Annotated in this window: 11 protein-coding genes; all 11 read right to left on the bottom strand. The window is 36.8% G+C overall.

Annotated features, from left to right (window positions below; translation table 11 throughout):
• A partial coding sequence (locus tag D8845_RS03155) for a beta-N-acetylglucosaminidase domain-containing protein (protein WP_125452442.1) occupies positions 1–7,348 on the bottom strand: 7,348 nt, incomplete at its 3' end.
• 142 nt (positions 7,349–7,490) lie between these two features.
• Positions 7,491–14,045, bottom strand: a complete 6,555-nt coding sequence (locus D8845_RS03150; RefSeq protein ID WP_125452441.1) for a SpGH101 family endo-alpha-N-acetylgalactosaminidase — start codon at positions 14,043–14,045, stop codon at positions 7,491–7,493.
• 296 nt (positions 14,046–14,341) lie between these two features.
• Entirely contained in the window at positions 14,342–16,324 is a 1,983-nt protein-coding gene (locus D8845_RS03145; RefSeq protein WP_125452440.1) for a peptide ABC transporter substrate-binding protein, read from the bottom strand.
• Between the two features lie 161 nt (positions 16,325–16,485).
• Positions 16,486–16,959 (bottom strand): O-acetyltransferase, encoded by a 474-nt coding sequence (locus D8845_RS10435; protein ID WP_260467930.1) that lies wholly within the window; start codon positions 16,957–16,959, stop codon positions 16,486–16,488.
• A gap of 17 nt (positions 16,960–16,976) precedes the next feature.
• Positions 16,977–17,510, bottom strand: coding sequence for an acyltransferase family protein (locus D8845_RS10430; RefSeq protein WP_260467929.1), 534 nt, complete (start codon positions 17,508–17,510; stop codon positions 16,977–16,979).
• Positions 17,503–18,606, bottom strand: coding sequence for a UDP-galactopyranose mutase (gene glf, locus D8845_RS03135; protein WP_125452439.1), 1,104 nt, complete (start codon positions 18,604–18,606; stop codon positions 17,503–17,505). Before glf ends, D8845_RS10430 begins: the two co-directional genes overlap by 8 nt.
• 11 nt (positions 18,607–18,617) lie before the next feature.
• Positions 18,618–20,033 carry a flippase gene (locus tag D8845_RS03130; RefSeq protein WP_125452438.1) on the bottom strand — a complete coding sequence of 472 codons (1,416 nt, stop codon included), beginning with the start codon at positions 20,031–20,033 and terminating at the stop codon, positions 18,618–18,620.
• Between the two features lies 1 nt (position 20,034).
• Positions 20,035–20,976 carry a beta-1,6-N-acetylglucosaminyltransferase gene (locus tag D8845_RS03125; protein ID WP_125452437.1) on the bottom strand — a complete coding sequence of 314 codons (942 nt, stop codon included), beginning with the start codon at positions 20,974–20,976 and terminating at the stop codon, positions 20,035–20,037.
• A gap of 143 nt (positions 20,977–21,119) precedes the next feature.
• A complete protein-coding gene (locus D8845_RS03120; protein ID WP_221762777.1) occupies positions 21,120–22,325 on the bottom strand; it encodes an O-antigen ligase family protein in 1,206 nt (401 codons plus the stop codon).
• A 2-nt stretch (positions 22,326–22,327) separates the two neighbouring features.
• Positions 22,328–23,293 (bottom strand): glycosyltransferase family 2 protein, encoded by a 966-nt coding sequence (locus tag D8845_RS03115; protein ID WP_125452436.1) that lies wholly within the window; start codon positions 23,291–23,293, stop codon positions 22,328–22,330.
• Complete coding sequence (locus D8845_RS03110) at positions 23,283–24,287, bottom strand: glycosyltransferase family 2 protein (protein ID WP_125452435.1); 1,005 nt, start codon at positions 24,285–24,287, stop codon at positions 23,283–23,285. The genes D8845_RS03115 and D8845_RS03110 overlap by 11 nt, the downstream gene beginning before the upstream one ends.
• Between the last annotated feature and the right edge of the window lies 1 nt (position 24,288).

Genomic DNA, 24,288 nt, shown 5'->3' with positions numbered 1-24,288 from the left:
GATTAGTATAGAAGTTGCCTCGGCTTTCGCCACCGTTTCCTTCTACAGTTGGATCATTGATTGGTTTGACAAATTCGCCATCATTGATCACCAATTCTGTAAATCCTACAAAACGAGCATCATAGTCAGCTGTATAGAGGACACGAAGATAGTTTGCTTTGACTGGTGTCGTCAATTCACCCTCGATGTAACGATTTCCTGGCATCTTAGAATCATGTGTCCAACCATCTGTCAATGAATCATCGTGTGTACTATTGGCTACACCATCTCCCACTGTCACAACATCCGTCCAAGTTTTACCGTCTTGGCTGACTTGGATTTTACCATCACGAAGATAGTTTTGAGTTCCGTCTTGGATGTAGGCTCTGATCTTCTTGATAGTGCGTTCGCTACCAAGTTTCAAGGTTACATGACCATCTTTATGGGCATAGTCTGAAAACTCAACGAAGTTGTTGTACACACCATCAAACAATTGATCGAGGTTATTAATCTTACGAACATCATTACTTCCGTATGTTGGATGAATGCCCATAGTTGTAGATTCTAGTTTGGTTGGTTGCACTTCTTTGGTTGTCACAAGGAGAGAAGTAGATAGAACATCCTGCTCTTGATCTGTTTTATTAACAAGACGAACGTAACGTACCAAGTGGGTTGCGACAGATCTGTCTGTCAATTGGCTAGCTGGTGTCCATTCTTGCGCATTTACAGAATACTCTAGACTGAGTGCTGGGTTGGTTTGACCTTGGAGCTGGATACTGTTAACTTGATGGATTCGGTCAAGCTTCATACCTAGATAACTATTGGCAGGAAGTTTAGTTCCAGCTGGAATCTGAAGCTCGTAACTGCCCAAGCTATCCACTACTGGTGTTTCCTTCAAGGCATCCACGTTGGTGTCTGTTAAGTCGCTATTTCCAGAACGTGTCTCAACAGAGAAGTCTTGGATACGCCACCAAAGGTCACTTGCCTTGGTATTGCGTACTCGGATGTAACGAGCATTGATAGCTCTAGTCACTTCCTTAGTTTGTTCTCCTGATAGGCGATCTAACTCTTGCCATGCAGATCCATCTGTAGAGTACTCAAGTACACCTGCGGCAAGTTTATCGCCAGTTCCTTGGCGAAGACGAACTTTAGTGACTGACTTGACTTCACCTAGGTCAAGTTGTGCCCAGGCATCTACTGGAGTCGTATTGCTGCCATCAGCATTTGCCATCATAGCTTCTGTATTATCTTTACCATCAGTAATTTGACTTGCTGATGTTCTCAATTTATAAACTAGATTTGAGCTGAGGCTAATTGTAGCAGTTTGTTGTTTACGAGCGTTCTCTACTGGACGATTTACTGCAATCTCGCGAACTGCAAACCAGGTGTCATCACGATCTTCTGTAGCAATCATACGTACTGCTTTAGCTTTGATGTTAAGATTTTCAAACTGAACAAGTGACTCATTACCAACATAAGTTGGTTCTTTCAAACTTACCCAGTTATCATTTTCATCCAAATACTGAACTTCAGCCTTGCTAAATGTATCACGTGGATTTGCCTGAGTTCCCATAGCAAAGGTCAAGGTTTGGATATCTACCGGTTTGTTGAATTTCATGCCGATATAATCACCTGTCTTGATACTATTTGGTGATTTAATCAAGGCATGAGTTGCCAAGTCACCATCCGTTACTTCTGCCAAACCACCTTCTACACCTGTTCGATTGGTAATAAAGGTGCTGATTATTTTGTCAGGGTGCAAGACTTTTTGAACTTCAGACGCTAGAACTTCTTTCAAAGCTAGGATAAATGGACGGATATGTTGAACACCCAATTCAGCCTTTTCAAGATGGTCTACATAATGGAAGGTATGAGTTTGAGACTGTTCGTACAATTTCAAACCTTTATAGTAGCTATCCCAAAGTTTGGCTGCATCATTTGTAGCCATAGCCTCTGTGCCTGTTAGGAAGGCATCAAGGGCATTCATTTGGTCAATTGCATTATCCAACCAATAGTGGATCTGTGCAACCATTTTTTTATCACCTGATGCTTTATAAAGTTCAGCTGCTTCTTTAATCTTGGCAAATTCTGCACGCAAGGCTACACGCTCTGCAGTTACATCCTGACCCGCTTTGAGCTTAGTCATGAAGTCTGTCAATTTTGGAGCCAATTCAACTGATTCTTCAAGTTTTACTACACGACCGTCCATGTTTTGATTGATCATATGCTTACCGAGTTCGCGGAAGGCTGCTGATACCTTGCTATCTTCAAAATGACCATTTTCAACAAAGTTGAAGGCAATGTCATTGAGTTTCTTAGCTTCTTCTTCTGATTTCCACTGTTTCCATGTATATTGGGCTCCAGCAAAGAGGGCAATCTTAGATGGTTCAGACTGTTGCATTGGATTCAACATGATACCGGATAGTAAGCTTGGATCTACATTCGGATGAAGGAATTTCTCACCACCACCTAGAATCAAGTGTTGTTTAGAGTTATCTGTAACTGGCCAGTTCACCCAAAGTGATACTGGACGATAAGTTTTACCACCTGCAGTTAGATTGTTCTTGAGAGTTGATAAGAAACCTTCAGAAACTTCACCCCAAATCTTACCACCCGTCAAGGTCATAGATGTTGAACTTGGGAGATTTTCATTTAGAGATTTCAACTCTGCTTCACGCCCATTACCCCAATACTGACCTGGAACAAAGATCATTTCTTTGCGAAGACCGCTATAAGTTCCTTGCATTTCTGTCAACCAGTTGGTCATATCCTGCATCAAGCGGTTGTAGCTATTATAGCCTCCAACTGGGCTTGGGGCATCATCGGCTAGAATACCAAATTCACGGACACCCACTTTCATCAACTGAGTAAATTTGGCCTTGATGGTTGCCAAATCTTCTTGGTAATGCGCTTCATTACCAAAGCGGATACGGTTGTTCATGAATGGATGAATGGTCCAGACATAGCGAGTTTTACTTTGATTTCCGACGCGAGCAAGTTCACGAATTTCAGCTAGTTTTTCTTCTGGGTATAGTTCACGCCATTTCTTGTTGTGATATGGATCATCTTTTGGTGCGAAGAAGTATTGGGTCAATTTCAAATCGCCACCAAAACGCATGAGTTCAGCACGATCTGCATTAGACCATGGATTTCCATAGTAACCTTCGATGAAACCACGGTTCTTGATTTCAGCGTAATCTTCCACTGTCACATTGCGAAGAACTGGAACTTGACTTTCTTTGAGCATGTGTTTCAAAGTTGTCAAACCATAGAAGACCGCATCTGTGTCTTTTCCGACGATGGAAATTGAGTTGTCCTTGATGGTCAAAGCATAGGCATCAATCTTATCAAAGAGACCTGCTGAAACCTTGGACAAGTTTTGTTCTGCTTGTGAGCCTCGTCCATGCACTCCAAGATAGATATTAGTTGCGCCAGCAACTGCTGATTGACTAGTAGTGTAGGATACTTGATTGTCCTGCAAGACACTCTTCAAGCGATTACGAGTATAGACATCGAGTTGATCTCCCATTACCAGATTGACTTGCTTACGAAGAGCTGTTACTCCTTCTCCATAAGTCACTTTTTGTGGAGTTGGGAAAACTTTGTACTCTTTCTTGAGATAGTCTGCGCTCTTGCTGGCAGCCACAATGCTGTCTTCGCTAGCTGGTTTGCTTGCTGTGAATTGATCCGCTAGTTCAACTGTTCCATCACCTGTTTGTTCTACTTTTGGAGTTTCAGGTGTAGATGGTTGTTCTGGTTCTGGTGTTTCTTGTCCCTCTTTGATAGGTTTCAATAGATGAACTTCAGCTGCACTTGCAAAGCCCCCAACACCTGCTAGAACTTTCAACTCAACCTTGTTAGTCTGAACAGGAGCAAAGTTGACTGTTTTTTCTTGGGTATTGTTGTCCCAGTTTCCTTCTGAAACCTTGACCATTTGGCCATCTTTTTGTGCATAGATCTCGTAGCGAGTCACGACTCCATTTCCACCACCTGGACGTGGAAGATAAGTCAAACCATTGACTTTTTCTGCTTCTTTCAAAGTCATAGAAAGAGTGTACGGAGCAGTATCACCAGTCCATTTAGTATGCCAGAAGGTGTTTGGATCATTGTCAAAGGCTTTTTCAACAGTGCCTTCAGTCGCTGTTCCTGGTGTTTCTTGACTAGTTGCAGAAACTGTGAAATGATCTGTTGGAATCAAACGAGGATTTACAAATGGTTTATCTGACAACTCTGCACTATGTAAAATTCCTTTGAACCCACCGATGCTTTCAAGCGGGAGAACCAAGCTATTGTGAGCAAAGCGAGGGTGATCTGGATTTGCGATACGTTCAATCTTCTCACCATCCACATAGAATTCCGTTGATTGTGGTTTAGTCACAATAGAGATTTGATAACGTTTGTTCTTTTCAAGTTTTTTCTTGAACTGGATATGGAACTGTTCAAATTGATAAGCAAGATAGCCGTCTTTATCAGCTAGATAGATACGGTTGTCTCCACTTGTTGAGAAGGTTTGTTCACCGTCTCCAGTGACAGTTACATCAAACTTCAAGACATGACTTGGACCAACATCACCAGCTAAGCCTTCAATACTACTGTCTTTGTCAAATGCTAAACCTTGATCAGATGCTTTTACTTTCTTACTTGCATAGTTTTTCACAGTTTCAGAATTGATAGTAAACAAATCACTTTGATCAATCGCTCTGTCAGGATTTGACTGTGGCGCATAAGGGCTCGCTGGTAGGATACGTTCTGCAAATGTCGCTGCCGCACGGTCAGATCCCCAAGTACGTTCTGCAGTTGTTTGCATGCTCTTGAAGAAGCGTTTAAAGATATCATAAGATGTCAAACCTGTCTCATGAAGGTCGATATTGTCATTCCAAACTGCGTGGCCACCACCAATTATATTTGGATTTGATGCTTCTAGAAGTGGGCCATGACCAGTTCTGAAATCGTTTGGTGTCCAACCATTATATTGAGTTTCATAGTTAGCATAATCACCATAAGCAGCTTGACGATTATCTCCATTCGGAACGCTATATGTTGGGATATCTGTGATATTAATAATCTTAGCTCCTTGAGCAATAGCTTCTTTTGGTTGCTGCCAGCCAATACTCCAGATATCAACTTCTACATCTTTCCAATCAACCGCTGTTTTACCTCGTTTCGCACTGAGCGATCCCCAAATACGAGGTGTATAGCCTTTCCCTTTAATGTATTTAATAAGGTCATTGACATAACGACGATAGCTTTCTCTACTTCCGTAGTATTCATCCGTTCCGATATGAACAGTAGATACGCCATGAAGCGGTGCATCTGGTCCATCTAGGAGTTTGTCATAAACTGATTTGACAAAAGCCAGCGTTTCATCGTATTTATTATCTAGATCGAGCATGGCTACGCGCTCTACGTTATGTTTACCTCTGTAATCGCTCAGGCTACCTTGATACATGAGGTCAGGGCGAACTTTGACAAATGATAGTGCATGACCTGGCGTGTCAATTTCTGGTACTAGATTGATATGCAAGGCCTTAGCAAGTTTAATCAGATTTTGCATCTCTTCTTTAGTATAGTGCTCATCTGATGTTAATTTTTGACCATTCTTACCGACAATATCTGTCTCTACACGGAAACCTGTCTTAGCATGTTCTAGAACATACTTAAGCTCTTCTTCTTGTGTTAGGTTCTTACCTGCCAAGTGTTCCTTTAGGAAGATATAGTTATCGTTGAGGTGCAACTGCAAGTCGTTCATCTTGTAGTAAGCCATATTGAGCATGATGTCTACAAGGGTGTCATAAGGAATAAATTTACGACCTGTATCTAGCATAAAGCCACGGTGGCTGAAACTTGGGAAATCACGAATTTCTCCATTTTGGAGATTACTTTCCCCCATTTGAAGAAGAGTACGAGTGGCGTAAAAGGCTCCTGTGTTCGTTGCAGCTTCGATGGTAATGACACCATCTTGGATAGTGATGCCATAACCTTCCTTACCATAACCCTTGTTTTCAACTTTTTTAAATTCAATTCGTTTTTGAGCCTGCTTGTCACCTGTCGCCAGTTCCAATCCACGACTAGCAAGATCTGACTGGTAGAAGGTTGCTGCTTGTTCAAAGCCGGAATCCCCCGTCGCAAGAACTGTATCTGAAGTGATAGAAGATTGACCTTCTTTTCCATACCATTGTTGAACAGCTGGTGCTACTTTTGGTTTGACACCCACACCTTCGTCCTGATGTAGTCCTTTGATGACTACTTCAAATTCTTTAGTAAAGGTATGTGAATCTTTAATTTGCTCTACCATAACCTTAACGCGTTGATCAGTCAAAGGTTTATAAATATGATTTTGAAGGTCAATCACACCTTGTTTGTTGCTACCGATGAGACTGACTTTTCCTGGTAGAGTTGGCAAGACAAGAGACTGTCCGTCTTTAGCTATAGTCAATTCTGTAACCTGACGGATATCCGTTACCTTACTTGTATCAGGAATATTCGAATAAGCTCGAATTTCTTGAATACCAACATTTCTCCAGCCCATTGTGCCCGCTTGATAGTCATTGATTTCTAACTTGAGATATTTAGCTTGAATACTATTGGCTAAGTCAACTTTCTCATCTAAAACAGGTTCTCCAGTCTTGGTATGAGCTAGCTTCCATTGTTTTTCTCCACTAGCATTTACATCATCTTGACCTGCATAGTAGAGGCTCCATGATTTGATATTAGGGTCATTTTGCCCATTGCGAACACGACGATCCCAATCAATTTCCACATGTCTAATAAGTGTAGTCTTGGGAAGAGTTAATTCGAAAGTTGGTTTGTTAATATTTGGATTTGTTGCCCAACGAGTATCAGGATCCCCATCTACTGCCTTGTCAGCAGTAAAAGGAGTACCAGTTTCTGAGTCGTTTGCTTGGACAGTGACACCTTCTAAGTGGTTACGATCTTCTCTATCTTCAATTTGCTTTTCAACTGGTTTGATTGTAGGTGTAGCTGGTTCTACAGGTTTAGAATCTGCTTTTGGTGTTTCAATCGGCTTCAGAGTCTCAGCTGGTTTGGGAGCTGTTGGAGTTGTTGCTGGGCTTGTTTCTTCAGTTGCTGCAGGACTTGTTCCTGCAGTATTTTCATGATTTTCTTCATGTCCTGCATCTGCCGTTGCTTCTGATTCAGCTTTCTTTAAAACAGCTGCTAAATCGTCCGGCAACTTATCTAGGGGCTGAGCTTGTGTGATAGTTCCTTCTTTCTCAGGTGTTCCAACTGTCTCAGCAGCCTGCACTACATTTGCACCAAAGATACTAGCACCGATCATTACAGAGGCTGCACCAATTGCAAATTTTCGAATACTATAGTGACAGCGTCTTTCAAAAAAATGTCTATCCATTTTTCTCCTATTCCTTTCATCCACTTATTACAGTAAGCGGTCTCATTTCCCATTTAAAAATGGAGAGAACCTAGAGGCTCTCTCCAACTAAGTTATTTCTGTCTGAATTCTAGTTCCGGTAAATTCTAAAATCCAGTCTTCTTTAATTTTTTTTATGTTTTGTCGCAAGGACAGCAGCAGATAAAGCGAGACTGATGCTAGCTAGGAAGATAGCTGTATCAGATTGGCTTTCTCCCGTTTCTGGCAATCTCTTCTGATTTTCTGTTGGAACTGAAGTTTTAGACTCTGCAAGTTTTCCTTGCTCCAATTGACTAATCTGATACTCAGGTTTGTCAATAGTTGGTGCTGCTTGATCGCCTGCTGTAGCCAATAGTCCTGTGTAGGCTGGCTTTTCGTTTACCAAAGCTTCTACTGCATTAGCGCCGCCTTTATATTCTGGCAATTCATGAACTAAGGCTTCTACTGCATTCGCCCCACCTTTGTATTCTGGAACTTCATTAATAGCCGCTTCTACTGCATTAGCGCCACCTTTATATTCTGGCAATTCATGAACTAAGGCCTCTACTGCATTGGCTCCACCTTTGTATTCTGGAACTTCATTAATAGCCGCTTCTACTGCATTCGCACCGCCTTTATATTCTGGCAATTCATGAACTAAGGCCTCTACTGCATTGGCTCCACCTTTGTATTCTGGAACTTCATTGACAGCTGCTTCTTCACCTGCTGTTCCAAGCGGGCCTTTATACTCAGGCACTTCAAGAATTGGTGCTCCTTCCTCACCTTTGCTACTTGTAGGAGCATCTGGTTTAGCAGTCTGATCTTGTAGTTGGTTGAGATATTCTGCAAAGTAGGCAACCATTCTTTCAGTCAAGAGATGGTTATCCGTAGCATATTTCATGCTAGCTACTACACTTGCTACTTCCTCTTGATTCTCTTTGCTGGTTAATTTTTGAGCTTTTGATAAAGCTGTTTCATAACCTGACAAATCAAGAGTTGTTTCTGCAACCTGTGGACGACTAAAAATCAACTCAGCAGCGGCTTGATATCTATCACCACCGTCTCCATAAGTCTTAGTACCTATCAAAACAATTTTCTTAGCCTTGATTATCTTACCAAAGTCAATGTCTTTTGGTTTATTGTTATCTGGCCAATCAGTTGCAGTGAAAGTATGTTCTTTACCAGACTCATCTGTCACAACCAGTTTCACATCACGCAAGTTACCATTTGAACCTGATCCACGTGGCACATAACGGAATCCAGTGATTTCTGTCGCTTCTTTCAATACCATAGTTGCAGGTTTGCCAACATCTCCACCATTCCAAGACGTATGCCATAGACTTGACAAGTTACCATCAAAGGCATTGGCCAAATCTTCTCCCGCTTGAGCTGGAGCATTCAAACTTTCAAAGTCTTCTGCTACCAAGGCTGTTTTCTTTTGTACCAATGCATTCTTCAGAGCGTCAATCTTAGCAATTTCAGCACGCGCTTCTTCTACACTAATGTCATCATCTGCTTGGCTGAGGTTAAAGACAGCCTCCTTCAAAGCATCCATAGATTCCTTGGTATAGTTGGTCATAGCAACCGTTGGCAAATAGTTCTTCAGAGCATTTTCTGTCAACATCTTACCAGTTAGAGTGACTTCCTCGATTTGAAGTTTATCCATGATGAAGTCATTGTAGCCACGGAAGTTCGCATTCCCACCAGAATCTCCACGAGTATTGCTTGCGTTACCAGTTGAGTAGATACCAACCCAAGTATCGCCTGTTTCTGCACCTGTTACAAGGAAGGTTACCTTCTTAGCTTTCTTAGAATCTGTCCAAGTATTTGGCAATTCATGCATTTCCAAATTGCTTGCTTGATTACCGCGACGTCCTGATTGGAATTCTCCCTTACCGACTACAAAGGCGTAGGTATTGTCAGAGCCTGCTTCGTATTCAAAGGTTACACGATAAGTCTTACCAGCTTCAAAACGGAAGTTTTGAGGAATTGTTTGGTAAACCAAGTTACGACGGCTAACTAGCCCATTTGTCTTCAATGACCAATTTCCTTCGATAACATCATCGACTTTCTTACCATTCCAATCACGTTGTGTATATGGATCATGTTTTTCAGATAAGTGAGTACGATTATCCTCAACTCCTTCGATACCACCAATTACAAATGGGAAAATACCTTGAGCGACATTTTCAAAGTCTTGTTTAAATGTTCCTTTAGCTGTATCATGATTATCTCCGTACATACTTGAATTATTTTCAAAGGTACGAATTTCATCAAAGTAAGTTGCTTCATCACCAGCTTCACGACTCAAAGTAAGAGTGACATTTGATACATCTGAACCTGTTGTAAAGAAGGCATACATGTTTTGGAAGTAACTTGTATCGTCAACTGTAGCATTGTCACGACGAGTATTATGGGCATAGGCCTTAACATAGTTAAGAGCTAGTGACTTATTGGTATAGCTAGTCACTTCTTTTTCACCAGTATTTACTGTGATACTTGCCTTAGCATTACTACGGTTATCAACACCGACATAAACAGCATACTTAGTATTTGGTTTCAAGCCAGTCAGTTTCTGAGTAAGGCTGACTGTGCTCTTATTGCCTTGGATACGAAGCATTTCATTTGCACCTTGTGATTTGACAATTTCTGCCTTAGAAGCATCACCAGAAATAGTCCAGTGTTTCAAGGTTCCGCTGTTAAATCCTTGGTCATAGATATGCATACCTTCACTCCATGACATTTCAGGATTGGTTTGTTTTGAACGGTAGAGAACGTATGGTTGATTTGCTAGAAGGTCTAGGGTAATCTTGCCATCTTTTACAGTTAATTCTTGCTCTTCTATCTTACCTTGGTCAGTTAGCTTGTAAAGGTAAACCTTGCTATTTGCCCAATCGTTCGGAAGGGTCCAAGTTGTTGCACCGGCCTGCGTATTGAAGTAGTACATTTTTTCCTTATCAGTAGGAAGTTTCTTACCATTTGCATCCCAGTTCCAAGGAGTCAAGTAAGCTGAACCATCTTGGATGACACGTCCGTTGAGAGTTACTGTACGTTCACGGTATTGTGGACTATTGACATCGTTTGACTTACGAGTCACAACTACTTTATTGTTGTCAGCATCTACCAATTCCACTCGCATTTCTGGAGTCCATTTATAGGTGCTACCATTATCAGACATAGTGACTGGTGTACCATTTTCCCACTTGCTTACAGTGAAGTGTTGGAAGTACTTGGTCATGACATCATGAGCAAACAAGTTTGTGACATAACCATTATAGTCGCTTCGTCCTTGCCAACCTTCAAAGTCTTTCATGCTGTAACCACCTAGAAGTGGATAGTCAGCTGCACCACCGTAACTTCTGTAATCCCCAACCCAAGAATCTTTTTGGTGGTTGCGGATAAAGCGCGTGATGGCACTATTGATACCTTTATTAGTGTAGCCACCATAGGTCAAGTCAGCTGCCCAGTGTTGGAATGTCGAGTCGTATTCACCACCATGGCCCCACTCGATTGCAAAGCGCCAACCTTGCTTATTAATTTCTTTAGCAAGAACGTGGGTAGCCCAGGCTCCATTATCACCTGATTGGCCATTGCCCCAAACGTCCACATAGATAAAGTCGAGACCTTCACCAAGTTTGTTCTTCAATTCTTCCCAGCGAGCTAAGCGACCATGCGCCAAGTCATAAGCAGCATCAATGTTGATACCTTGGTCTAGCCAGTTCCAGCCGTAGCTGTAGCTACCATCTGGATTCTTACGAAGAATATTTTCGTTAAAGTATTTAGACTCAGGATAAGTTTCAGAAGCGTTGACGTGGATACCTAGATGAGCTCCATATTTCTTCGCTTTCTCAATCAAAGCTTTGAAATCTTCGACACCACCAATACGTTTACCAATATCAGCATAGTTTAAGTGACCAGAGTCATGACCTTCACTACCATAACCTTTAAGGAGAACACCTTGTCCAAGACCATCTGTATGGAGATTGATCTTCTTAATACCATCCAAGGTCATAAGGAATGGGTTTTGTGCTTGTGAACCAAAGTTCATCGCGATACGGTAAGCCGTGATATCCTTGACTTTTTCCCAACCTTGAGGGTTGTTCATGATGCTACGATAAGCAATGGCACCATCTTGCCAGTCCACTTTCTTATCCGCATTGGCATCTTCAGTGATCACAACCTTGGCACTTGGAAGTTCTTTTGTATATTCTGGGAAGACAATGCCCTTATAAGCTTTTTCCCATTGCCACTCAGAGCTATGAATTCCGACATAGTTGGCATTTCCGACTGTTTCTTTATAGGCTGTCAAACGAGTCCAGTCATTAGAGCCACCACCGTAGCTGTTTTGAGAATTACTCCAAACACCTGCAGCAAGCTTATCTGTCGAAACAAATCCATACATGTAACCCTTAGCCAAATCCTTCATTGGATTGGTTACTTCAATATGGTCATCCCCACTGACATGCGTATTGTTTGACATAGTTGCCCCATCAAACTTAGCACCAGCTTGGTCACTTGAAACAGAGACTAAAGCATTACCAAGAAAACTAATAGTAGAGAGTAATTTTCTTTCGTCGTCAATCTTTTGACCTGGCGTGACTTGATTGTGGTTGACAATCTTAGTTACATCAAAATGTAATTGATTGTCCACAACTTGCAGACGAACTGTCATATCCGCATTAATAAGATTAGCCTCATCACGGAGTTTCATTTCATATTCTGCAGTTGTTTCATTAATTTTCTTATAAGTAACCTCTGGAGTGATTTTGTGGTTATTGATCAAGACTTGCTTGAACTGTTGAACCTGTCCTGGCAAAGTATGACCATTCAAGGTATATTCCTTGACACGTGGAAAGGCTTGGTCAATCACCGCTTTCAGCACTTTAGACTGGATGGTATCATAAGTTACTTTACTGTCATCTACTACCGCTCCAGTTTCTTTTTCAGCAGTGGCTTCAGTAGTTTGCACTCCATCCTGATTGTCAGTCTTAACATTTACAACTGTTTTTTCAGTACCATATGTACCAGCTTTAAGTAAAATTTTCTTTTCATTTTTAAGATTTTCATTAACAGCAGCTGGCAAAGTAACCGTATCAAAGAGTTTTACATCATTATTTGTCGCATTTAGCTGACCATCTGATTTTAGACTAATAGTCAGATGATTCACTGAGCCGTTTACTGGAGCTGCAACACGACCTCCCTGATACCATGTGCTATTACCTGGTGTCTTATATTCCCAGAACCAACCTTCTTTGTCATATCCAACAAAGACATTATTATTTGTATCTTTAAATTTCAAGAAAACACCAAAACGTGATTTGCCTGTTTCAGATTCTTCTTTGAAAGTGAGATCTACATTCGCATTACCATTTGCATCCACAGTCAATCCTTGTTTTTCAAACAAGGCTGGTTTGCTGGCATTGTCATTTTGATCTGTTGAAGACAACTTATTGTAACGAACACCATTTTCTTCACGAATAGCAACAGTCCCTTGCTGTTCTTTTCTTGCAACAGTTTGCCATTCTGGAGTGACTTCCTTTGCTGCCTCTGGCTTAGCTGTTGCTGGTTTTTCTTCTTTCGGCTTATCTGCTTTTGGCTTTTCTTCAACTGGTTTTTCAGTTTCTTCTAAATTCGCAGGTTTTGAACTAGAGATTCCCTTAATATGATCTTGAATCCATTTTAATTGAGCTGGAGAGAAAAGGATGCCTCCACTACGAACTCCAACCACACCATTTTGATGAACCCCAATCAATTTACCATCCGTGTCAAAGATACCGCCACCGCTAGCACCTGGTTGTCCACCTTGATAACCAACTCCTTGAACACCTTCACCATAAGATTCAGCAAAATCCACAGCACTGTTAATAACTGGTGCCAACTTACCAGCAGGATAGCCAAACATATTGACTTTATCCCCAACTTTCTTAACAACTGGCTTTTCAGTAACTTCTACAGGAGCATTTTCAAGAACTGTACGCAATCTTACAAGAGCCAAATCGTTCTTATAACCCTTTAGATAGCCATCCCGATCCCAGTGAATCACATCTTTTTTACTAAATTTTACATCATCTAAACCAGGGTAGGATATACTAAAAATATCGCCATCCCCTTTATCATTATCCACAACTTTACGGATATTTCCATCTTGTTGATCCTTGATAAAGTTGTGAGAAACAGTCAAAACAAGATCCTTACCAATGACAATACCACTACCTTCTCCTGATGGAGTCTTAATCTTAACAGTAGCGCCATAGTTCAATTCTCCATTTTTTGTTTTGGCAACATCTTCAGGAACTAGACTACCAGTATCTTGTGCTAATTGGTCTTTATTTACCTCTTTACCATTATCAGTGGCTTTTTCAACTTTGCCTTCCAATTCTTTCGGCAACTTGTTAGTAGTTTCTTTGTTTTTCTTTTCAAGAGCTAATAACTCTTCTTCAGTTTTTGGTCCGTCTGTTGTTTCAGCAGAACCTGGATTTGCTACTGCAGCTTCCTTATCGAACTCTCGTCCATTATCGCTCGCTTTTTTATCCAAATCAGCCAGTTCACTTGGCAAATTATCTGTTGAGCCAACTGTTGGTGTGTTAGCCATTACTGGAGCAGTAGCAAAAAAACTAGCCCCAATCATAACTGAAGCAGCACCTAGTGCAAATTTACGAATACTGTATGTGCAGCGTTTTTCAAAAAATCGTTTATCCATTAACCCCTAATTCCTTTCATCAACTTTCGTAAGCGTTTACATTTTTTGTTCGAAAAATACTCCTTTCTATCTAAAAAGTGCAATGCTTAACGTTTATAAAAAAATAATTGCACTTTTAATATAACAAATATTGGCAGATAAAGCAATAGGAAAGCTAGGAAAATTGCTAATTTTTTCTTAATTTTGGCAAAACCATACTCTGCCATTTAGAGGGAGTCGTCATAAAATAAAAAGGATTTAGCATTCCTATCGAATGCCAAATCCTCTATCACTCTGTTTCTATAGATGTTTAAAATCTACTTCACATGTTTTGCGAGTTCTTCTTGAGCTTTTTTATTAGACTCTTCTTTTTCTTTCATCCATTTTTCTTGAGCTTTTTGATACTCATCAACTGTTACAGCTTTATCCTGTACTTCTAGATATTTGTACAAGAGAGCTTCACTTGTTCCTTTGTTTCCAGAATAAGCAAATGGAAGTGTGAATGGTACCATCTTAGACAACATTGGACGACCTGTCTGTGATGTTGTTGGAATGATCAAGGCACTATCTGTCAACCAAGCTTGGGCAGCAGCATATTTTTCATAACGTTTTGAAACGTTACCAACTTCTTCACCAGCTTCTACAACCATCTTTTCATAATCTTCCAAACCAACTTTCTTAGCAGCAGCATTGTTAGTTCCAGAATCAAATCCTAGATAAGTCTTAGTATTTTCTCCAACAGATGGCTTGATGATATCAAGGTAAGTAGATGGGTCTGCAAAGTCTGGAGACCAACCAACGTTATCTGAGATATCCCAATCTTCGCCAGCAGCTGTTTCAGCAAAGTAAGTAATGTTCAAGACATCGTCTTTTTGAAGTTGTTGAATATCCACAACAACATTTTCTGTTCCCAAAGTTGCTTCAACTGATTGTTTGAAAGATTGAACACGTTGAACTTTTGTTGTGTTTGTTTGATCAACAGGCATGTCCAAATGAATTGGGAACTGTACTCCTTCTGCCTGAAGAGCAGTCTTAGCCTTAGCAAATTCTGCTTTAGCTTTTTCAGGATTGTACAGACCGTCTTGAGCATCTGCTAAGTTAACATTACTCCATTCATCTCCGTAAGTTCCCAATTTTTCTTTGACTAACTCACCAAAGTTTTTTCCATCTGCTTGTACAAATGTAGGTGGTACAAACACGTTACGAAGAAGTTTAGTTGCCCCACTAGCACCATTGACCTGTGAAGCATAGGCTGTTCTGTCAAAACCAAATGCAAGTGCTTGACGGAAGTCTTTGTTAAGAAGTGCTTTCTTAGTTGATGTCTTCTGTTCATCTGTAGTCTTAGATGTAAATTTATATGACTGACGATCAATGTTAGTACCTACCAAGTAAGTAGTTGAATCCTGTTGGGTATAAACAATGTTATCTTTAAATGATTTCTCAGTCTCTGGATAGCTAGCACTAGTTGGGAAGAGACGTGCCATGGTGAAGCTACCATCCTTGAAGGCTTCAGTTGGTTTATTGGTATCTTGTCCATCCCAGAATGATAATTTGACCTTATCAATATGGACATTGTCCTTATCCCAGTAGTTTGGATTTTTAGCAAATTCAACAGAAGATTTAGCTACAATAGATTTGAGCAAGAATGGACCATTGTAGAGAATACTACTTGGATCTGTTCCTTTGGCAAAATCGTCTCCCTTAGAGTTTAAGAACTCTTCATTAACTGGAGCCATCACTCCCATTGTTGTCTTAGAATTCCAAAAACTTTCTGGTTTATTCAAGGTGTATTGAACTGTTTGATCATCAAGAGCCTTGATTCCGACTTGTGAGAAATCTTTGATTTCACCTTTCACATAAGCATCTAAGCCTTTGATTGACTCTTGCACAAGGTAAAGGCCATCTGATTTTTTATCTGCTGCATATTTTAGACCCGTAACAAAGTCTTGTGCTTTCACTGCAGCGTATTCTTCACCTTCAGATGTATACCATTTCGCATCCTTACGAATAGTGTAGGTGTAAGTCAAACCATCTTTAGATACTGACCAGTCTTCGGCCATTGATGGTACAAAATTACCGTAACGATCATTTTCTAACAAACCATCCACTACGTTGCTAGTGATATTTGCTGTCGCAGCCTTACCAGTTGTCAAGTAGTTCAGGTTATCCGGATCTGTTTCATAAATGTATGAGAATGTCTTCTCACCTTTAGCACCTGAACCTGAGCCTGAGCAAGCAGCTAAAACACCAGTTGCCAATAACGTAACACCCGCAAGGGCAAGAAATTTTGAACTTTTCATCATTTTTCTCCTTTGAAAACTTTCTATCCATTATAGCCTCTTTTCACAAACATGTCAACAGAATTTTCAGAATTTTTGTAACTTATTTTTTAAACATTAGGTTTGCAAAAATATGAATAACACCAAAAAAACCTCAACTACATTAGGTAGTCAAGGAATTTTTATTTTAGTTTAATATATCTATGTGGTAGAAAAACAATATTCAATAATGGAATTTTCTTCAATACATTGGTTGCAAGTATTGATAAATACCAGCCCAAGACAATACCAATAATAATATGAAGAAAAACAGAACCAATTCCCATTTTTAACATTAGAATCCGAATCATACTACAAATTGGTGAATGGAAAATTAGAATCCCTATACTAATTTTCCCATATTTACTAAAATACCTAAAAATATTTTGGGATATTTTTTCTATTTTTGGAAAAATTATAAATGATAAGATAACATTACCTGTGTATCCAATAATCCACCATCTAGGATAGTTATAGTCCGTTATTATTTCACCATCTACATTAAATAAAATATACATTATATAAATATATACGATATTAAATATGATTCCTAGTAGAATTATGTTTCTAAATCTAATATCATTAAATTTAACTGTTTTTAATACAGAACCCAACATGAAAATTACTCCCCATGCTAGAACTTTTTTATAAAAAATATTTCTGACATATATACTAATGTAATTATATATCCGAGTATACTAATCATAAAAAGATAGTTTTTGTTCTTCATAAATATTGATAAAAATCCGTATACTAAATATAGTGCCCATAATGTATACAAATACCATACAACTCCTAATGGTTCTTTATAAATATTTATCAAATTAAACAATGTAGTGGGAACACGTACCGATCCTCCCGCTATTTTCTGTAATACATAATGAATTATAGAATAAAATATATACGGTAATCCTAATACTATCGTTTTCTTCTTCATATAAAAATAATATTCTTTAAAATTCTCTACAGATTTGAAAAAATATCCTGATAAAGCAAAGAATACTGGAATATGAAAAACATATATAAATGCAATAACTATGGATAACCATTTGGCATCACTTGTAAATTTCCCAGAATCAAATAAACCAGTAAACACATGACCTATGACTACTAGAAATATTGCGAACCCTTTCCCAAAATCTATCCAGTTTATTCTATTTTTAGTCATTATTACCTAATTCTTCTCTTACTACATTAAGAGCTCTTTCGATTACTACGTGCATATCATAATATTTATAATCTGCAAGACGACCACAGAAGATAACATCTTTACCTTTTGCTTCTTCTAAATATTTTTGATACATTTCATTATTTTTAGCGTCGTTGATCGGGTAGTATGGTTCATCTCCACGTTTCCAATCTACTGAATATTCACGTGTAATAACTGTTTTTTCTTGAGTACCTTTTTCGAAGTGTTTGTGCTCGATAATACGAGTATAAGGAACTTCACGTTCTGTGTAGTTTACTACAGCATTACCTTGGTAGTTTTCTTCATCTAGTACTTCGTGTTCAAAACGAAGACTTCTGTATTCTAATTCTCCATATTTATAATCGAAGTATTGATCAATCATTCCTGTGAATACAACTTTTTTCGCACTTGCTTCTAACTCTTCACGATTTCCGAAGAAATCTACATTTAATTCTACTTCAATACCTTTTAACATGTTTTCGATAATAACATTATATCCACCGATTGGAATACCTTGGTATCTATCGTTGAAGTAGTTGTTATCAAATGTAAAACGTACTGGAAGACGTTTAATGATAAATGGTGGTAGTTCAGTTGCACTACGTCCCCATTGTTTTTCTGTATAACCTTTAATTAAAGTTTCATACACATCAGTTCCAATAAGTTTTATAGCTTGTTCTTCTAAATTTTTAGGTTCACTATCTTGCAGATGAGCTGTTTGTTCTGCGATTTTCGCTTTTACTTCTGCAGGAGTCTTAGTTCCCCATAATCCATAGAAAGTGTTCATATTGAAAGGTAGATTGTATAATTTACCTTTGTAGTTTGCTACTGGCGAGTTAATGTAGTTGTTAAACTCAGCAAACTGATTCACATAATCCCAAACTTCTTTGTTAGAAGTGTGGAAGATATGCGCACCGTATTTGTGAACATTGATTCCTTCAACGTTCTCACAATAGATGTTCCCACCAATATGGTCACGTTTATCTATTACTTTTACTTTTTTTCCTTGTTTTGTTGCTTCATGAGCAAAGATTGCACCTGACAATCCAGCTCCGACAATAAGATAATCGTACATAATACACCCCTTTATTTTTTTAATAATTGTTGTTTTAACTCATTTGGATTTATGACCTTCAAGATTAAAATCAAGCTGGCATAAATTATTGCTCCTAGAATAGCATATAGTCCTACATTAAGCATCGGTGATACCTTTAGGAATTGTTTTATAAATAGTAAAATACCATACATAACTCCAGATGAGATTATAATTTTGATCAATGAACCTAGAATGGGCACTTCTCTCAAATAAGAACGAGTATAGAATAACTGTATCCCCCAAACTAAAGCCTCTGTTAAAACAGACACAATTGCCGCTCCTATATATCCGAGTTTAGGAAGAAATAACAAATTCAATGCAACACTAAGAATCGCAGGTACAGTTGTTGAAACCATATATTCTTTATTCTTATTATGTGGGATTAGCATTTGAAATCCCATAATATTGGTCCACCCAATAAAAAACATTCTAAAAATCATAATTGCTATCGCATAACGTGCGTCTTGAAAATCTTTACCGAGGAAAAAGTTAACAAAATCATCATTTACAATTAACATTCCTGCCATAATAGGAAAAATAACCAAATTATAAATCATAAATGACATCTCATGCATTTTATTAACTGCTTTATGATTTCCTGTCGCCAAGAGATTAGATACTCTCGGCAACATGACACTTCCTAACGAAGTTACTACAGTCAATAGAATATTAATCAATTTTAATGCTTGATCATAGATCCCGACATCATTTGTAGATGATATCATTCCTAACATCGTACGGTCTAAAGTTGCATATAGTGAAATAGCTATCTGAGGGAGGAATAATAAAAGAATTGGCTTTAAATGATATTTAGTATAATCTATGTCAAAATGTGGTTTTCCAATAAACTTTCGAGCAGGTAACCACATACTTAATTGTCCCAATAACTCAAATATCGTTAAGAGAAAGACATAAAGATAAAGATCATTCGCTGATTTTATCAATAAAAATATTGAAATTACACCAACGAGCTTCACTAATATGTTTCTGACTGTTATCTTACGAAAATCTTCCAATCCCTGAAAAAGCCAGGATATATCTAGTCCTTTAGAAATCAAACTCATTCCTAATATATAAGCAACAGGATTTCTCATTACACCAACTCCAAAACACAATAAAGTGTATAAGAGAATTGATAATGATGCCGCACCAAATTGAAGAGTATATATTCCCCAGAAATTCTTTGGGATGTTTTTTCTATTACTCGAAATCTCCTTAGTCCCATAGCTAGCGACCCCCAAAGTAGCTAACAAAATAAAATAGCTAACAATGGAATTAAAGTATCCATATGTTCCTAGATCCTTTGAAGAAAACACACGTGTCACATAAGGAGTTGTAATGATTGGAAGTATAATGAGTAATAATTGATAAGAGAGGTTATAAGCGTAATTTTTTAGTACTTTCATATCAATCTGTCCTATTTATGATAATTAGAATTTCTTCTTTTAGATTCAGATCTCTCTCTAAATCAAATTTTCTAGAAAACTTATGACCTAAAGCCTTACCACGTTTCAATTGATCAATATCATCAGAAGAATCAGTCCATGTATATGGACTTCCATCCCACCAATTAATATAGCGAAGATTACCTTGAAAATCGGTAGGCTTATCATTTGTAGGTTCTATAGAATACACTGTATTCAATAACTGATGTTTCTGTAAAATTGTCGGAATAAATAATTCGTCATTTACTTTGGTATTCTTAAAAATGCTAGCGATTAATTTCTTTTCTTCTAGTAGTATATCTACTGCCTCCTTGTTAAGAGAACACCAATTAGAAGCATATTTCAATTCTAAATTAAACTTTTTAAAACAATCAACTTTAAATATTCTTTGCAGTTCAACTTCAAACTTTCTATAAATTTTTAAAACTGACCGTAAAAAATTATTATTTACAGTTCTTAGTGTTAGATGTGGAAACATTGTTTTAAACGCTACACGCTCATAGACTTTATTTCGAATATATAATTCATCAGAAACCATCGTTAAAAAGTTGTATTCTTTTCTGCTATCGAAAAAGTTATATATATTTTCTGCAGTATCCAAAGGTAAATCTACTCCTGATAATAAATGATACATGCTATACTGTTCTTGTTTTGCTGCAGTTTCAAAGAGTGCCAGTTCTGCTTCAACCTGAGAGTAATCTCCCCAATAAATTGGTATTTCCCTTGTAAAAAATACTCCTGATTTCGATACTATTTGAGTTAGTTCATTTTTTTGTTCTTCAGTAATTGTTGATTTTTTATCAAATAAAATAAAAATATCATGTTTTGCATAATCTAATAATGAAAGTAGAAATTTTAATTGCTCCACCTTATTATGTGCAATAATTAAATATGCTTGCTTCATAATTTTTGAGACACTCCTATTAATACATTATTAAATAGCCATTGATCAGTAAATTATCTAATTAAAATTGAGACAATATAGACTTTTATTTCAGAATTAATCTAAAAAGAATAGCTACTTAACAGTAATATTTAAAAAACTCTCTATATTTCTTTGAAATATCTTTGGTTATTTATTAAAGAATAGAATATTCCAATATACAAAGAAAATAACGGTGAACCCACAAAAATGTTTGTCAGCAATAAAACAATAAATAGTAAGCTAAACATCTTATAGTTTGTCAAATATCTTTTACCCAATATTATTTTTATAACTGGATAAAAATAATATCCTCCTAAGATTAATCCTCCCTGGGCCAAAATAACAAATAGACTATTACTATACCCCAAGTTAGGACGAATAAGAGTATTCATATTTGCTTCAATTGCCTTCAACCCCAGCACCAAACCTGATCCAAAAAAGATACTTTCTTTCCAAGCCAAGAAACCTGCTACATAATCATCAAACCTAATACTAGCTGAAATAGAATCAGATTTTTCTTCCCAAACCTGTAATAACGCATATATAACTACTGGAATTGTAATTAAACTTACATACTTTAATAAAGGTTTTTTCAACATTACGACTCTATAAATTAATAGTAATCCTATCACAAATATCCCTGTAGTAGAAACTGATGTCAAAATAGTCAGACTTAATAAAAATAATCTTTTTATACTATTTTCTAAAAATAATTCCTGAATTATAAGGGCTGAACTTAACATTAAACTCCACATTGGAGCTTCTGCAAACATACCACTATTTCTAATAATGGTAGTTCCCCAAAAATGAATTCTTTGAGTCTCAAAATATAGATTAAAATAACTTGGAGTTGGAAGTCCACCATTCCAATTATTTATGACGACATTTGTTGGATGAACAACCTTTAAAACACTTCCGAAAGTCCAAAATATTAAAGAAATTAATGCAAAAATTAAAATAATTTTCACAAAGATATTTAAAAAATCAAACAGTTGTTCATTAAAATTCTTTAACATTAATAAAACAAGCATAAGAGGTGCTATCAAAAAATAAAATAATATTTCATTTATTGATAGAGAGTTAAATGATATTAAAACGTTAGTAATACATACAACTAAATAAATTAGTACTGTGGTTAGTATTATTTTAAAGTAATTATAATTTAATTTGCTTGATACCAGTTCTAAAAATGTTGCTACTATAACTACCAATACTAATATTGGAATTAACTTATTTGAATCCCCTGTGTTTACATATATAGAGTTGGTCGCTATTACAATTAATAACGATAGTAACACATCTTGGATACTTTTAAGATTAATTTTCAATTTTATATCCCCTTATTCCGAACTATATTTTTAAATTTAATATAAAATTCGGGAAACAATAAAAATAAACTATATTTCATTTTAAATTTTACAGAAGCTTTAGAATCAAAGATTATACTCCAGTAAAATGAACGTACTTTTTTAACAATATTTTTTAAAGCTTTTGTGTCCGTAGAAGCTGCGGCTTCAGATATATGAAAAGAACCTTGAACAATTTTTAAATTTAACGCCTTTTCTACACTATTACCATCATAAAATTGTTTTAGCTGAATTCTATTATTCTCACCTGCATCAAAAAAATCAAATCTCTTATATGTAAACTGAGATTGTACGATACTTCCAGGACGACGATAGTAATGATAAGTAACAACAGGTGAAATAACTATTTGGTCAGCTAATCTTAAATGTTCAGCTACAACAAAAAAATCTTCATAAATTTTTCCTACAGGAAATGGTCTCATTTCTAAAATTTGTTTTTTATAAAGTTTTGCACATGCAGATACCGTTGCAACTTTATCTTCCAACATTAATTCTAGTGCTTCTTCTTTCGTAAATCTTTGACTAGATTCTAAATTAAATTGTTCCTTGCTAAATTTTTCATATTCATTTGTAGTTTGAACTTTTGTTGAAATCAAATCAGCTTGATATTTCTCTTGAATAATAGTCAATAATTCAAATGTAAAAGGCTCTATATAATCATCCGGATCCAAAAAAAATATCCACTCATTATTTGCTTTTAACACTCCATAATTACGTGCATCTGATAGGCCACCATTCTCTTTATGAAATACCCTAATCCAATCATTTTCTTGAGCATATTTATCACATAATTTTCCTGAATTATCAGTCGAGCCATCATTAATTAATAAGACCTCAAAATTTTTATGAGTTTGATTTACTAAACTGTCTATAGCATAATGAAGGTAATCCTCAACATTATATACAGGAATAACTACACTAATATTCATCCATCTCGCTCCATTCTTTTTGTTGCTTATTGATTAACGGTTTTAAGATGGGATTAAATATATTTTTAAATCTAGAATTTATATAAATTAGTGAGACCGTTTTTTTCGAATGATCATATTTCCATCTATAATGACATTTATGAGCGTAACTAAATAATCGGCTCGCATCCTCGATATTCTTATTCATTATAAACAACTGACATTGCTTGTTGATTAGGTATGTCAATACGTCTCTGACTACTGGTTCTAAGTTCTTATCAAATCGAATTACTTCATAATAATCGAGAATTTTTTTTGTTACTCTATTGTGATGATCTGCTTTTTGTTTCATCACATTTAAATTCATACTCTGATCTTTTCTACCTAAGAAATACTGGTAAATATTTAAATCAATATAAATATAACTTTTTACATATTGCAAAGGTAACAAAGTATATTCCATATCTACATAAAAGGTTTTTTCACTTATATTAATTCTAGATTCTTTCAATATAGATGTTTTGTATGTCAGAGCATGCATGGGAATCCGTTTGAAAGGTATTCCCTCATATATTTTATTACAATCTAATATCTCAGAAAAACCAATCTCTTTTTCAGTCTGATTATAGATATGTTGTTCAGTATAATTTGTAATAACCATATCTACATCTATACCTTTAAGTTCTTCTAATAATTTTTCAAAACTTGGTACATCAATCCAGTCATCCCCATCGATAACTTTAAAAAATTTTCCTTTAGATTCTTTTATACCAACATTAATCGTTGACCCATGTCCACCATTTTCTTTATTAACAACTCTAATATTTAGACAACTATTAATAATTAAATCTTCTACAACTTGAAGCGAGTTATCCGTACTACCGTCATTAACAACAATCACTTCAAAATCCGCATAATATTTTTTATCTACTTGTTTAAATGATTCTATGCACTTAGTAATATATTGTTCAATATTATACATTGGTACTATGATTGTTACTAATTTATCGTACATT

Source organism: Streptococcus mitis, assembly GCF_003942865.1.
Lineage (GTDB): Bacteria > Bacillota > Bacilli > Lactobacillales > Streptococcaceae > Streptococcus > Streptococcus mitis_BI.
The sequence above is the reverse complement of the archived record's forward strand: the minus strand, read 5'-3'. Positions and strand labels throughout refer to the sequence as shown.

Bases quoted from the DNA above. Each gene is read 5' to 3' on its own strand.
- D8845_RS10435 (WP_260467930.1), bottom strand. From the start codon at position 16,959: ATGTTGGGTTCTGTATTAAAAACAGTTAAATTTAATGATATTAGATTT.
- D8845_RS03125 (WP_125452437.1), bottom strand. From the start codon at position 20,976: ATGAAGCAAGCATATTTAATTATTGCACATAATAAGGTGGAGCAATTA.
- D8845_RS10430 (WP_260467929.1), bottom strand. From the start codon at position 17,510: ATGACTAAAAATAGAATAAACTGGATAGATTTTGGGAAAGGGTTCGCA.
- D8845_RS03110 (WP_125452435.1), bottom strand. From the start codon at position 24,287: ATGTACGATAAATTAGTAACAATCATAGTACCAATGTATAATATTGAA.
- D8845_RS03150 (WP_125452441.1), bottom strand. From the start codon at position 14,045: ATGGATAAACGATTTTTTGAAAAACGCTGCACATACAGTATTCGTAAA.
- D8845_RS03115 (WP_125452436.1), bottom strand. From the start codon at position 23,293: ATGAATATTAGTGTAGTTATTCCTGTATATAATGTTGAGGATTACCTT.
- D8845_RS03130 (WP_125452438.1), bottom strand. From the start codon at position 20,033: ATGAAAGTACTAAAAAATTACGCTTATAACCTCTCTTATCAATTATTA.
- D8845_RS03145 (WP_125452440.1), bottom strand. From the start codon at position 16,324: ATGAAAAGTTCAAAATTTCTTGCCCTTGCGGGTGTTACGTTATTGGCA.
- glf (WP_125452439.1), bottom strand. From the start codon at position 18,606: ATGTACGATTATCTTATTGTCGGAGCTGGATTGTCAGGTGCAATCTTT.